We start from the raw sequence: 13,601 nt of genomic DNA, 5'->3' as shown, positions 1-13,601 counted from the left end.
CAGGGCCGTTTCCTGGAGCATCATCCCGAAAGGCGACCTCCGGCTTTCGGAAAAAAGATGATGCGAAAACAAGCGCCTCAAGCATCGTCCTGGATCAGGCATCCAGGACGATGCTTTTTAGAAGTACGATTTCAGCACGCCGCGGCGGCGCACGTCGAGCGTGGCGCAGTGGAACGAGCCGCCAAACGGTCCGTAGGACAGGAACGGCGCCGGGATCGGGTCGAAGCCCCAATCCTTCAGGGCCTTGATCAGGGTCGGCTGGCTCTGGTCGACGACGATCTTCTTCTCGTCGATGGCGAGCACGTTGATCGAGGTCCAGGGCGAGCACATCGAGATCTTGCTCATGAAGCCCTCGACCGGGTCGGGGCGCGGGGCGATCAGCACGTCCCACTTCTTGAGCACCGCCGGGAGCTTCTCGACGTCGATGTAGTCGGGGTTGACCAGCACCTTGCCGGGCGCGAGCGGCATGAACGACGAATCGATATGCATCGGCTGCGGGCAGCGGCTCTCGATCTCGTGAATGCGGAAGCCGGGGCCGAGATGGCGGCGCAGCCACTCGATGCCCATCAGGTTCGTCACGTTCGAGCGGGTCACGAACAGGTCGCGGCCGCAGCGCACGAAGTCGGCGGCGTCGAAGACCGGCTCGAACTCGTTGACCGTGAACTGCATCGGTTCGCCGGCCTTCAGGTTCGGCACCCGATAATCGTAGTTGTAGAGGTCATCCGTCAATTGAGGGCGCGGTGCCGATGTCCACCGCGCGCCATTGCGAAAATATTCCTTGAACAGCGAGCGGTAGGCGTCGCCCTCGAAGTAGCGCGAGCGCCAGCACATCGGGCTCTCGATGATCTCGTCACCGATCACGAGGTACGGGTCGCGCGGGCAGGCGACGCAGAAGCCGCGCGAGGTCCAGCGCGGCGCCTTGAACTTCTTCGAGAAGTCGACCGTATCCGGGCGGCGCACCTTCACGCCCTCGCCGGCCAGGATCGAGATGAAGTTGTCGAGCTCGGCCTGCGCGAGCTTCTTCATGAACTTCGGATACTTCCAGCCGGAGGCGAAGCGGTAGAACGGCTGGGCCGCCCGCGGCAGGTTGAAGATCACGGTGAGGTGGTGGGTCGGGATCGTGGCGCCGTCGAGCGAGCCGACGATCACCTCCTCCAGCGGATCCCACTCGTTCCAGGCCATCACCGGGCTACGGGTCGCGGGAGAATGTCCTCCCAGGTCGTTACGGCCCTCGTAGCCCTGCGAAAAACCCGTCGACGAGGCGTCGTCGACCAGGGCGGAATCCGCCGTGATCTGCGGCTCGCGATCCATTTGAGGCTCCCTAGAAGCGGCATCGCGCGACAATCGTCGCCAGCGGCCACCGCGGGCGCCGCTTTGCTCCCCGGTGTGTCAATCGGGTGATAGACAGGGCAGATCAAAGCTGCAACCTGCCGGAACGCTTCCCACCACCGGCTAAGCTTCGATGGTCGCTTCGGGTGGGATTTCGACAACACAAGCCTTCGCCGATGATCGAAAGAGGCTGATGAAGCGTCTCACAACACTGGCATCGATCGTTGGATTGGGTACGGCGCTCGCGCTGTTCCTGTCTTCCGGCGTGTCCGATGTCACCGCCGCGGTCGTCAGCGCGGGTTGGGGGACGCTCGCCGTCGTGCTCGCCCGCTTTGCGGCGGTCGCCTGGGCGGGCCTCGGCTGGCACGCGGTGTTCCCCCGCGGCGCCGGCCCGACCCTGCGTGACTGCATCGCGCTGCGCTTCGTGCGCGAGGGCATCAACACGCTCCTGCCGGTGGCGCAGGTCGGCGGCGACCTCATCGGCGCGCGCCTGCTCACCCGCAGCGGCACGCCGGGCGGCATGGCCGGCGCCAGCATGTTCGTCGATCTGATGACCCAGGCGGTCACGCAGCTCGTCTTCACCATCGCCGGGCTCCTCCTGCTGATGCAGATCACCGGCGACGGGCCGATGGTCCGCACCGTCGCGGGGGGCGTGCTGGTCGCCATTCCGGCGCTGGCCGCGTTCTACGTCATCCAGCGCCGCAGCGGGCACCGCCTGATCGAGGCCGCGCTGAGCCGCTTCGCCGCCGGCCGCGAGTGGCGTGCGCTCGGCGCGATCGACGTGCTGTTCGAGAACCTGCGCCGCCTCTACGGCAACCGCGCCCGTGTCGGTGCGGCGCTTCTGATCCACCTCGTCGGCTGGGTCGCCGGCACCCTCGAGGTGTGGGTCGCCCTCAACGCGATGGGCTATTCCATCAGCTTCCTCGACGCGCTGGTGATCGAGAGCCTCGCCCAGGCCGTGCGCGGCGCCGCCTTCGTCGTGCCCGGCGCCATCGGGGCCCAGGAGGGCGGGCTGATCGCTCTGGGCGCCCTGTTCGGCATCCCGCCGGAGGCGGCGCTCGCCCTCTCCCTGGTCAAGCGCGTCGCCGATCTGGCCGTCGGCTTGCCGAGCCTCGCCCTTTGGAGCCTGATGGAGCGCAAGGCCGCGGCGCCTGCCGAGACCGACGGCACCGAGACGGTGCGCGAAGGGCTCGGGGCGATCCGGGCGCGGCTCGGCCGCCGCTCGGGCGGTGCCCCGCTCGCCCCGGCCTACGGCTTCTCCGCCCCCCGCACCCCCGCCCCGCTTTCCTCCGACAACGAAGCTGGAGCGCTCCAGAAGTGCGCCTGAACCGCCGCAGCCTCCTTGCCGCCGCCGTGGCGATGCTCGCCCTCACGGCGACACCGCACCCCGTCCGGGCCGCCGACGATCCGGCCGTGGCGCCGATCCGGCGTCTCTACGCCAAGTTCGAAGAGGCGCTGAAGAACGGCGCGGGCGATCTCAAGAGCCGGCTCGCGATCGTCGGCGAGACCCTGGCCGAGACCTTCGACACGCCCGCCATGGTGCGCACCGCCGTCGGCCCGAAATGGAAAACGTTCAAGCCCGAGCAGCAGGAAGCGCTGACCGAGACCTTCGGCCGGTACTTCGTCACGCTCTACGCCAATCGCCTCTCGCAGGCGGCGGGCGGCAAGTTCCAGATCGAGCCGAAGAGCGAGGAGCGCGGGCCCAACCGCATCGTCTCGACCCGCGTCTCGAACAAGGACGGCGACGATTCGGAGGTCGATTACGTCGTCAACGCCGGCCACAAGGTGCAGGACGTGCTGCTCAACGGCAATGTCAGCGAGGTCGCCTCGATGCGGGCGAGCTTCGCCGACCCGCTCAAGGGTGGCGCCGACAGCCTGCTGAAATTTATGCGCGAACGCACCGATGGGATGCTCGCCGTCAAAGTCTCGCCCAGAGAGTAGGGCCAGAGACGAGGGATTGAGAAGCGCTCCGCCGGCCATCGATTCGGCAGGAACGAGACCACCGATAAGGCCTGGAGCCGACCGCGACCCGTTTGGGGCGGCGTCCAGGCTTCACCAACTTCAGACCGCCGCCCGCGGCCCCGCCCCAAGACAGCAGCGAGCAACGCCGCGCCATGGATCTGAACGAGCTGCCGGCCTGGATCGCATCTGTGCTTCTGCTGATGGCGCTCGCCGGTTGCGTCTATGCCCTGCTCGCGGCTTGGCTCGTCGACCGTTTCGCCGCGCGGCCGTCGCCCGCGTTCGCGGCCGATGCGCCGCGCCCCGGTGTGACGATCCTCAAACCCCTCTGCGGCCTGGAGCCGGACCTCTTCGAGAACCTCGATAGCTTCTGCCGCCAGGATTATGCCGGCCCGGTGCAGATCGTGTTCGGTGTCCAGAACGCGGCCGACCCGGCGATTGCCGTGGTGCAGCGCCTGCGTGAAGCCCATCCCGCCCTGCGCCTCGACCTCGTGGTGGATCCGAGCCAGCACGGCTCGAACCGCAAGGTCTCCAACCTCATCAACATGTCGGAGCGGATCGCCCACGCCGTCGTGGTGCTGGCCGACAGCGACATGTCGGTGAAGACCGATTATCTCGAGCGCGTCGCCGCCGCCCTGTCGCAGCCGGGTGTGACCGGCGTGACCTGCCTCTATCACGGCGTTCCGGGCGACCGGGGCCTATGCGCCCAACTCGCAGCGCTCGCCATCGACGTGCAGTTCGTGCCCAACGTCATCCTCGGCACCACCTTCGATCTCGCCCGGCCCTGCTTCGGCTCGACCATCGCGATGACGGCCGAATCGCTGGCCCGCATCGGCGGCTTCCGCGCGTTCAAGGACGATCTGGCCGACGATTACGCGATCGGCGAAGCCCTGCGCGCCGAGGGCGGCACGGTGGCGATTCCGGCCCTCACCATCGGGCATGCCTGCGTCGATACCGAGCTGTCCGGCCTGTGGCGGCACGAACTGCGCTGGAACCGCACCATCCGCAACGTCGATCCGAAGGGCTATGCCGGATCTGTCGTGACCCACGCCTTCCCACTGGCGCTGCTCGCCGCGCTGATGCCCGGCGCCGGCTCCGGCGCGCTCGCGGTCGCCGCCCTGGCCCTCACCTGCCGCATCCTGCTGTGCCTGCGCATCGAGCGGGCCTTCGGGCTCTCCCCCCACGCCTACTGGCTGTTGCCGATTCGTGACATGCTGTCCTTCATCAACTTCACCTGGAGCTTCGTCTCGGGTGCGGTGACATGGAAAGGTCACGATTACCGTGTGGTTGCGGACGGTACGCTGATTCCGGAGCACGGCCTCGGTCGCGAGTCGCGCGCGACTTCGGTCTAAGCTTCAAACCATTCGCCCTTATACATTCCAACGCTCGAGCCTTGAGGCCTTGAACCCCATGCGCACGCTCTTCCTGCAGGCCCCCACCTTCGACGGCTTCGATGGCGGCGCCGGCTCGCGCTACCAGGCCAAGCGCGAGATCAAGTCGTTCTGGTACCCGACCTGGCTGGCCCAGCCGGCGGCTCTGGTGCCGAACTCGAAGCTGATCGATGCGCCCCCGCACAACATCAAGCTCGAAGAGATCGTGGCCCAGGCCAACGATTTCGACCTCGTGGTGCTCCACACCTCGGTCCCGTCCTTCAAGTCCGACGTGAAGACCGTCGAGGCGCTCAAGGCCGCCAATCCGCGGCTGATCGCCGGCCTGATCGGCGCCAAGGTCGCCGTGGATGCCGCCGGCTCCATGGCCCAGGCTCCGTGCATCGATTTCTGCGCCCGCAACGAGTTCGACTTCACCGTCAAGGAAGTCGCCGACGGCGTGCCGATGTCGGAGATCAAGGGTCTGTCCTATCGGGACGCCAACGGCGTCGTGGTCCATAACGAGGACCGCGAGATCATGACGGACATGGACCAGCTTCCCTTCGTCACGAGCGTGTACAAGCGCGACCTCGAGATGGAGAAGTACTTCATCGGGTACCTCAAGCACCCCTACATCTCGTTCTACTCGGGCCGCGGCTGCAAGAGCCGCTGCACCTTCTGCCTCTGGCCGCAGACCGTCGGCGGCCACACCTACCGCACCCGTTCGGTCGCGCACGTCATCGAAGAGATCAAGTACTGCCTGAAGGAATTCCCTCAGACGAAGGAGTTCTTCTTCGACGACGACACCTTCACCGATAACCTGCCGCGCGCGGAAGAGATCGCCCGCGAGCTGGGCAAGCTCGGCGTGACGTGGTCCTGCAACGCCAAGGCCAACGTGCCCTACGAGACCTTGAAGGTTCTCAAGGACAACGGCCTGCGCCTGCTGCTCGTCGGCTACGAGTCCGGCAACCAGCAGATCCTGAACAACATCAAGAAGGGCATGCGCGTCGAAGTCGCGGAGAAGTTCACCAAGAACTGCCACGAACTCGGCATCGCCATCCATGGCACCTTCATCGTCGGCCTGCCGGGCGAGACGAAGGAGACGATCCAGGAAACGATCGCGTTTGCCAAGCGCATCAACCCGCACACGATTCAGGTCTCGCTGGCGGCACCCTATCCGGGCACCTTCCTCTACAAGCAGGCGGTGGAGAACGGCTGGCTCGACGTCGAGAACGCCGAACTCGTGGACGAGAACGGCGTGCAGATCGCGCCGCTGCACTACCCGCACCTGTCGCACTCGGAGATCTTCTCCGCGGTCGAGGAGTTCTACCGGAAGTTCTACTTCCGCGCCCCGAAGATCGCCTCGATCGTCAACGAGATGGTCCGCTCGCCCGAGATGATGAAGCGCCGCCTGCGCGAGGGCGTCGAGTTCTGGCACTTCCTCCGGGACCGCAAGGCCGCCGCGTAACGCCGAGCCGCCGGCGCCATCGAGCAAACAGGAAAGGCCGGGCACCCGCCCGGCCTTTCCTGCTTCCAGGGGTCCGACCCTGAACCCGCGAGAGGGCTTGCCCTCTCGACACCCGCGAGAGGGACAGAGCTTGAAGCGACTGGTCGTCACCGCGGACGATTTCGGCCTCAGCCGTGAGGTCAACGAGGCCGTCGAACAGGCCCATCGCGACGGCATCCTCACCGCGGCGAGCCTGATGGTCTCCGCGCCCGGCGCCGACGACGCCGTCGCCCGCGCGCGGCGGACGCCGTCCCTGCGGATCGGACTGCACCTCGTGCTGGTCGAGGCGTGGCCGACCCTGCCGCCCGCCGAGCTTCCCGACCTGACGGACGCGCAGGGGCTGATGCGGCGCGACATGGAGCGGCTCGGACTCGACCTTGCCCTCAAGGGGAGCGCCCGGCGGCAGCTCGCCGCCGAGATCCGGGCGCAGTTCGAGGCGTTCCGCGCCACGGGCCTGCCGCTCGATCACGTCAACGCGCACAAGCATTTCCACATTCACCCGCTGATCGCCGGAATGGTGCTGCGGATCGGCCGCGATTACGGGATGCGGGCGCTGCGGGTGCCGCGCGAGCCGCGCGATCTGCTGCGGCGCGCGGAGCCCGGCTTCCAAGCCAAGCCCGCTCTCGACACGGCGCCGTGGTCGGCCCTTCTCGCCGTGCGCGCCCGGCAGGCGGGCCTGCTGATCCCGACCCGGACCCTCGGCCTTGCTTGGTCCGGCGCGATGACCCCGGAGCGCGTCACCGCCCTGCTGCGCCACCTGCCCGACGGGCTCACCGAACTCTACACCCACCCGGCGAGTGCAGGCGGCTTCCCCGGGGAGGCCCCAGGCTACCTTTATGCCGCCGAGCGGGATGCGCTGATCGCGCCGCAGGCGCGGGAGGCCGTCGAGCGGGGCGGAGCCAAGCGGGGCGGCTTCTCGGATTTCCTGCCATAGGGCATCGTCCCGAATGTGATTGCCGGCTTTCGGAAAAAATGAGGCTGCTTGAGGCCTCCGCGCGAAGGGATGGACGGTAACCGGCAGGATTTCGTGATCGTGCAGGAGCCCGCGTTCCACCCCCATCGAGCGATGGGATCGGCGTGAGGGGACGCTGTCGAACGCAGCCGGGCTGATTCACCGGGGCCGGTTCAGGTGCGACGGTGCCTCAACGCTGATCGAAATCAACGCCGGTCGATGGGTTGAAGGGCATCTTCCGAACGGAGCCGAAGCCTGCGGACTGCCCGGAACCATCCAAGCGGAGCGGGGCAACGGAGGCCGCCTCGAAGGGGCCCGCGCAGCCCCCTCCAAAGCCGTGAGGAATGCGGACCCATGAGACGTCGCGCCGCCGTCGTTTCCCTTGCCGTCGCAGCGGGCTTGGCAGCCACAGCCGCCTCGTCCGCCGGGCTGGATTGCGGACCACCGTCGGCGCCGCACCCGGAGGCCGATGCCGTCCTCACCCAGGCGATCGTTTCACCGCAACCCGAGACGAATGCAGGCACAGCGCTGGCATCCGCCATACAGCGTCTCAGGGCCCAGGGCGTGCCGCGCACGGTCATCGTCGATCGCGCGGTCGCCGCATACTGCCCGCTCGTCGCCCGGGATGAAAGCCTGACGCTCGACCGCCAGCGCGAGGCGGTCCGGCGCTTCGCCTCCGCGCTGACGAGCCTCGTCTACGATCCCCCCGGCCCGAACGAGGGCGAGACCGCCTTCATCCTGAGCCTGCGGGTCAAGCCGGCTTTGTCGCTGCAGATCGATGCCGCTGCCGCCAAGGCGGGCAAGACCCGCGAGGCCTGGATCCTGGAGGCGATCCAGGCCCGGTTGGCGGGCGACTCAAGCATCGTCCTGGATCCCTGATCCAGGACGATGCTTGAGGCTGTTGTTTTCGCATCATCTTCTTTCCGAAAGCCGGCAACCACCTTTCGGGACGATGCTCTAACGCCGAACCGCCAACCGGACAGATCCGGCAGCTACTTCACCGTCGCGTGCTCGCGGGCGACCGTGCCCGGCGGGCGGCCGGCTTCCTTGCCCTCGGGGCGGTCGGCATCCGGCCGCTTCGGCGGGGGTCCGAGGAAGGCCGGGACCACGAAGAAGGCCGCGATCAGCGTGAAGAACAGCGACAGCGCGAGCAATTCGCCCATGCTGGCGGTGCCGGGATGGCTCGACAGCATCAGCGAGCCGAAGGCGGTGCCCGTGGTCAGCGCCGAGAAGAAGATCGCCCGCGTCAGGCTGGAGGCCAGCATGTCGACGACGCCGGCGCGCCACGCGATCACGTAGTAGATGTGGAAGGCGACACCGACCGCCAGCATCAGGGGCAGGGCGATGATGTTGGCGAAGTTCAGCGGCATGCCGATGACCTTGAGCGCCATCAGCGTCCACAGCGTCGCCAGCACCAGCGGGCCGAGCGTCATCGCCACGTCCCAGGGTTTGCGCAGTGCGACCGAGAGCAGGATGAAGATCAGCGCGAGCGCCGTCAGACCCGCCTGCACGAAGGCGCCGAGGATGGTGTAGCTCGATTCGGTCGTGGCGATCGGCGCGCCCGTGGCGTGGGGATCGATCGTCTGCACCTCCTTGGCGAAGCGGCGCAGCACCTCGTCGTCGTTCGAGTCGCCCTTGGGGTGAACCTCGATGCGGGCACGGCCGTCGCTCGTCACCCACTCGGCCTTCAGCGGCTTGGGCAGGTTGTCGAGGGTGATCTTCTTCGGATCGAGCAGCCCGGACAGACGGCTCATCAGGGTCTTCAGATCGGTGGTGAGCGCGACGCTGGCGGCCTCGCGCTTCTCCGCCGGGGCGGCGGCGAGGGTGTCGAGGGTGCCCGACAGACGGTCCGCCGCCTTGGCGCCGGCCGAATCGCCGTTCGCGATGCTTTTCAGCGCCGCGGCCGTCTCCTTGAGCGCCTTGACGTTCTCCGCATCCGTCGGCGGGGGCGGCTTGCGCGACGGGTTGAGGGCCGGGCCGAGGAGTTGCGCCGTCTCTTGGATCGTGGCGAGCTTCTGGTCCTGATCGCGGGGCACGAAGGTGTCGATCGAGATCACCTTGGCGACCGCATCGAGCCCTTCCAGACGCTTGGAGAGGGCAGGGACCGCATCGACGTTCGGGGCCAGCACATCGATCGAGTTCGGGCTGGTGGCCGGATCCTTGATCAGGTCGAGATAGGTCGCGATCGACTCCACCTTCGGGCTGCGAAGGTGCATCGGGTTGGAATCGAAGGGCAGCTTCAAGAGCAGCGGGATGCCGGCGAGGGTGATCACGCCGACGAAGATCAACACCCACTTGCGGTGCTCGATGATCCAGTGGTCGACGCCCGCCATCCACGTCGTCTCGACCGCCCGCTTCTCGCCGCGCGGGTTGAACACCGCGATCAGGGCCGGGAGCAGGGTGAGCGAGAACAGGTAGGCCACGATCATGCCGACGCCGGCGATGAGGCCGAGTTCGGACACGCCGCGGAACTGCGTGGGCAGGAAGGCGAAGAAGCCGGCCAGCAGCGACACCGCCGCGAGCGTCAGCGACCAGCCGACGCCGCGCGCTGCACCGCGCAGAGCCGCATCGACGCTGCCGAGTTCGTAGCGGTCGGCCCGGTAGCGGACGGCGAACTGGATGCCGAAATCGATGCCGAGCCCCACGAACAGGGCGGCGAAGGCCACCGAGATCGGGTTCAGCTCGCCCACCATGATGAGCCCGAGGGCGGCTGTCACGACGAGACCCGCGAAGGTCGTGATCAGGACCGAGATGACGAGGGGGCCGGAGCGCAGCGCCAGCCACAGGAACAGGACGATCGCGGCGGTCGTCAGCGAGTAGTTCAGGAGGGCGTCGTCGGCGAGCGTCGCAAACTCGTCGTCGGCCACCGCGACCGGCCCGGTCAGGCGAATGCGCAGGCCGTGCGCCGCATCGATGTTCTGCTCGGCGGCCAGGCGCCGGATCAGTTTGGTCGCCTCGCGGCCCGGCTCCAGCGCGTTGTAGTCGAGCACCGGCTGGATCATCACGAACTTGCGGGTGTCCGTGGTCTCGTTGCGCCCGCCCGCGAGCAGGGTCTGCCACGACATGCGGGCGCGCTGCCCGTCGAGGGTCTTGCGCAGGGTCTCGTCGATCTGCTCCATCGGCTGGGCGAGGTCTTCGAGCTTGGCGTCGCCGCTCTTCACGCCCTTCGCGCCGAGGGAGAGCACCCGCATCACGCCCCGCAGCGACGGGTCGGCGGCCAGCGGCCCGAGAAGGCCCTGCTGCTCGATCAGGCGCTGGGTGGTCTGCTCCAACTCCTCCTGCGACATCAGCAGGAGGCCGTTGCGGTCGAAGAACGGGCCGCCGTCGGGACGGTACACTGTCTCGATCTCGGAGCGGTGCGCCTTGAGCGCCTCGGCGAAGCGTGCGGCGGCCTCCTCGGCGATCTCCGGCGTCTCGCCGTCGATCACCGCGGCCACGAGATTCGTGCGCTGCGGGAACGCCTTCTCGAAGGCGATCTCGTCCTTGCGCCAGGAGACGCTCGGCTCGATCAACCGCTCGACATCGGTGTTGATGCGGAACAGGTGGGCGGCCGCGCCCGCGCCCGCGACCGTGAGGAGCGCCGCAGCCACCAGTACCAGCCAGCGGCGCCTGACGGAAAACGCGACGAGACGTTCGATCACGTAAAACCCTGTCTGCCTAACGATCCGACCTGTCCCCGCGTGACGACGGGCCGGGACGCCGAAGTCCCGTCCTCCCCGCGAACAGGACGCGGCGTCCTCAGCAGGCGGCGACGCGCCGAATCGATCCTCGTCTTGGCCCGCGGGACGTGACCCTCGCGAGCGATAAACCGGGCAGGGGCGCCGACGGCCGGCGACCCCTGTCCGTCGAACACGGATCGCGCGAAGAGCTTGCTCAAGCCTCCGCGCCAATCATTCGTGTCATTGGCGCGCTACCTACTTGTCCCAGCGGGGGAATGCAACGCGGCCCGGCAAACCGGTCCGATCCGGCGGCGGCGGTGCGATTGCGCACTGCAACCGGATTGCGCGGCGATATCGCTTCGCACAAGCATTCCGAACGATGTCGGCTTCAAGACGGGGTCGCGGACGCCGCACGAGAAATCGTGCAAGAATTCGTGAACGTGTTTCGCCCCGTTTCGCCCCTTGCGGCTTGTCTGTGCAGAGGAACGGTCAAAAATCTGCCGCAGAATGCGGAAATCAGACGATCATTCCCGGTTCGGATCGCGCGACCACGGGCTTCGTCCCCGAAGCCGGAGGCCGGCCGCGAGACCGGCACGACACAGTCTCTCGAAATCGCGCTCAAAGCGCGCCCTCTCGGAACAGTTCCAGCCTAATGCGCTGGAACTCCTGTCCTTCTCACGCTAAGCAGCCCGGCTAAGTCCGGAACCCGCGCATCCAAGGAGCCGCGTCTTGGGAATCCCCATACGGTACGTCGCGAAGATCGGCGGTTACATCCTCAAGCAGCACATCACGGGACGGAAGCGCTACCCGCTCGTCATGATGATGGAGCCGCTGTTCCGCTGCAATCTCGCTTGCGCCGGCTGCGGGAAGATCGATTACCCGGACGAGATCCTGAACAAGCGCCTGCCGGTGGACGAGGCGCTCGAATCCGTGCGCGAGTGCGGTGCACCGGTGGTCGTGATCGCCGGCGGCGAGCCGCTTCTCCACAAGGATCTGCCGCAGATCGTGCAGGGCATCATCGCGCAGAAGAAGTTCGCGATCGTCTGCACCAATGCGCTGCTCCTTGAGAAGAAGATCAAGGACTACAAGCCGAGCCCCTACTTCACGTGGTCGATCCATCTCGACGGCGACAAGGAGATGCACGACGGCTCGGTGTGCCAGCGCGGCGTCTACGACAAGGCGGTGGCGGCCATCGCGAAGGCCAAGGAGATGGGCTTCCGCGTCACCATCAACTGCACCTTCTTCAACAATTCCTCGCCGGACAAGATCGCCGACTTCTTCGATTCGGTGACCCGCATGGGCATCGACGGCATCACCGTCTCGCCCGGCTACGCCTACGAGCGCGCGCCGGACCAGAAGCACTTCCTCAACCGCAAGGCGACCAAGGACCTGTTCCGCGGCGTGTTCCGGCACGGCAAGGAGAAGGGCCGCGAGAAGTGGACCTTCCAGCAGTCGGGCCTGTTCCTCGACTTCCTCGCCGGCAACCAGACCTACCACTGCACCCCGTGGGGCAACCCGACCCGCACCGTGTTCGGCTGGCAGAAGCCCTGCTACCTGCTCGGCGAGGGCTACGCGGCGACCTTCAAGGAACTGATGGAAGAGACCGACTGGGATTCCTACGGCACCGGCAACTACGAGAAGTGCGCCGACTGCATGGTCCACTCGGGCTACGAGGCCTCTTCGGTGGTCGATTCGGTCAAGAAGCCGTGGAAGCCGCTGATCCACGCGATCCGCGGCATCAAGACCGAGGGCGACATGGCGCCGGAGATCTCGCTGGAGAACCAGCGCCCGGCCGAGTTCGTGTTCTCCCGCAACGTCGCCCAGAAGCTGTCCGAGATCAAAGCCTCGGGCGTCGACACCAAGCAGGAAGCCCGCAAGCGCACCGCCGCCTGAGCGACGCGCTTCCCCGCTCCCCATGAGAGACCCGCGCGGCACAAGCCGCGCGGGTCTTTTCGTTTCGACGGCGTCGCGCTGGATCGTCTTCCGCCTGATGGAAAGCAGGCGCGCCACGGCCGTAGCGATGGCTGAGCGCCCCGTGTGGCACGCCCGCTGCACCGTCATGAGGCAAGGGGGAAGCTACCGGCGATCGAGCGCCTCGTCAGGCGGCCTTACAGCAACCCGAGACCCGGTCCGAGCTGCGCCCGGCAGCGGGCGAGCGCCGCAAAGGCCGCCGAGGAATCGCGGCCGAGCCAAATCAGCTCGCCGATCCGGGCGCGGCCGCGCAGCAGCGCACCGAGCACTGCCCGGATGTCCGGCTCGCCCTCCGGCGTCAGGGCCGAGGCCGCGAAGGCGGGCAGGGCGCGTCCTGCGGGGTCGCAGACCACCCGGATCGCCGCGAAGGGGAGGGCATGGCGGGCGGCGTAGGCGGCGGCCACATGCGATTCCATATCGACCGCCAGGGCGCCGGTGCGTGCATGCAGCGCCGCCTTGTCGGCAACGGTCATGACCGCGACCGCGGAGCCGACGAGGCCGCCCGCGACGACGCGATCCGGCGAGCCGGTCAGGCGCTCCGACAGGCAGCGGGCAAGGTCGGGATCGGCAGGGAAAAGCCGGTCCGCGTCGAGATGCGTGCCAACGACGATGTCGCCCGGCCGCAGGGCGGGATCGAGCCCCCCGGCGATTCCGAAGCTGACGACCGCGCGCAGGTCACCGGGAGACCGCCGGTCGAGCGCGGCCCGCAACCGCTCGGGGTTGCCGCCGGCCTGGATCGTCTCGACGCCCGGCCCGGCGGCGATGCGGGCCTCGCGGGCCAATCCCGCGACCGCGAGGACCGCTCCACCCGTCACCGCGCCGAGAGCCACCGGGTGCTGGATCACCGCGTGACGGTG

Annotated in this window: 10 protein-coding genes; 7 read left to right on the top strand and 3 right to left on the bottom strand. The window is 67.7% G+C overall.

Annotation, left to right across the window (positions count from 1 at the left end; translation table 11 throughout):
- Window positions 1-117: 117 nt before the first annotated feature.
- The gene (locus tag E4V01_RS19275) at window positions 118-1,311 is read right to left on the bottom strand and encodes an amidinotransferase (RefSeq protein WP_135299441.1); all 1,194 of its coding nucleotides are present in this window, start codon (window positions 1,309-1,311) and stop codon (window positions 118-120) included.
- Between the two features lie 211 nt (window positions 1,312-1,522).
- Here E4V01_RS19275 and E4V01_RS19270 point away from each other — a divergent pair, with 211 nt between their 5' ends.
- The 6 genes from E4V01_RS19270 (at window position 1,523) to E4V01_RS19245 (ending at window position 7,993) form a co-directional block, all read left to right on the top strand.
- Window positions 1,523-2,656 (top strand): HpnL family protein, encoded by a 1,134-nt coding sequence (locus E4V01_RS19270; protein ID WP_135299440.1) that lies wholly within the window; start codon window positions 1,523-1,525, stop codon window positions 2,654-2,656.
- On the top strand, window positions 2,647-3,270 hold the full coding sequence (locus tag E4V01_RS19265; RefSeq protein ID WP_135299439.1) for a phospholipid-binding protein MlaC: 624 nt from the start codon (window positions 2,647-2,649) through the stop codon (window positions 3,268-3,270). Before E4V01_RS19270 ends, E4V01_RS19265 begins: the two co-directional genes overlap by 10 nt.
- Window positions 3,271-3,443: 173 nt before the next feature.
- Window positions 3,444-4,640, top strand: coding sequence for a bacteriohopanetetrol glucosamine biosynthesis glycosyltransferase HpnI (hpnI, locus tag E4V01_RS19260; protein ID WP_135299438.1), 1,197 nt, complete (start codon window positions 3,444-3,446; stop codon window positions 4,638-4,640).
- A 58-nt stretch (window positions 4,641-4,698) separates the two neighbouring features.
- Window positions 4,699-6,123: a hopanoid biosynthesis associated radical SAM protein HpnJ gene (hpnJ, locus tag E4V01_RS19255; RefSeq protein ID WP_003601712.1), complete on the top strand. Its 1,425-nt coding sequence runs from the start codon at window positions 4,699-4,701 to the stop codon at window positions 6,121-6,123.
- A 130-nt stretch (window positions 6,124-6,253) separates the two neighbouring features.
- Complete coding sequence (gene hpnK / locus E4V01_RS19250) at window positions 6,254-7,096, top strand: hopanoid biosynthesis-associated protein HpnK (protein WP_135299437.1); 843 nt, start codon at window positions 6,254-6,256, stop codon at window positions 7,094-7,096.
- Window positions 7,097-7,468: 372 nt separating this feature from the next.
- Entirely contained in the window at window positions 7,469-7,993 is a 525-nt protein-coding gene (locus E4V01_RS19245) for a hypothetical protein (RefSeq protein ID WP_135299436.1), read from the top strand.
- A 113-nt stretch (window positions 7,994-8,106) separates the two neighbouring features.
- Here the strand turns inward: E4V01_RS19245 and E4V01_RS19240 are convergent, their stop codons facing one another.
- A complete protein-coding gene (locus E4V01_RS19240) occupies window positions 8,107-10,755 on the bottom strand; it encodes an MMPL family transporter (protein WP_135299435.1) in 2,649 nt (882 codons plus the stop codon).
- A gap of 747 nt (window positions 10,756-11,502) precedes the next feature.
- Between E4V01_RS19240 and hpnH the strand changes: the two genes are divergently transcribed.
- A complete protein-coding gene (gene hpnH, locus E4V01_RS19235) occupies window positions 11,503-12,666 on the top strand; it encodes an adenosyl-hopene transferase HpnH (protein WP_003601722.1) in 1,164 nt (387 codons plus the stop codon).
- 215 nt (window positions 12,667-12,881) lie between these two features.
- Here hpnH and E4V01_RS19230 read toward each other — a convergent pair whose 3' ends face one another.
- Complete coding sequence (locus tag E4V01_RS19230) at window positions 12,882-13,574, bottom strand: phosphorylase (protein ID WP_193763243.1); 693 nt, start codon at window positions 13,572-13,574, stop codon at window positions 12,882-12,884.
- Between the last annotated feature and the right edge of the window lie 27 nt (window positions 13,575-13,601).

The organism is Methylorubrum sp. Q1, from assembly GCF_004683995.1.
Classification (GTDB): domain Bacteria; phylum Pseudomonadota; class Alphaproteobacteria; order Rhizobiales; family Beijerinckiaceae; genus Methylobacterium.
The sequence above is the reverse complement of the archived record's forward strand: the minus strand, read 5'-3'. Positions and strand labels throughout refer to the sequence as shown.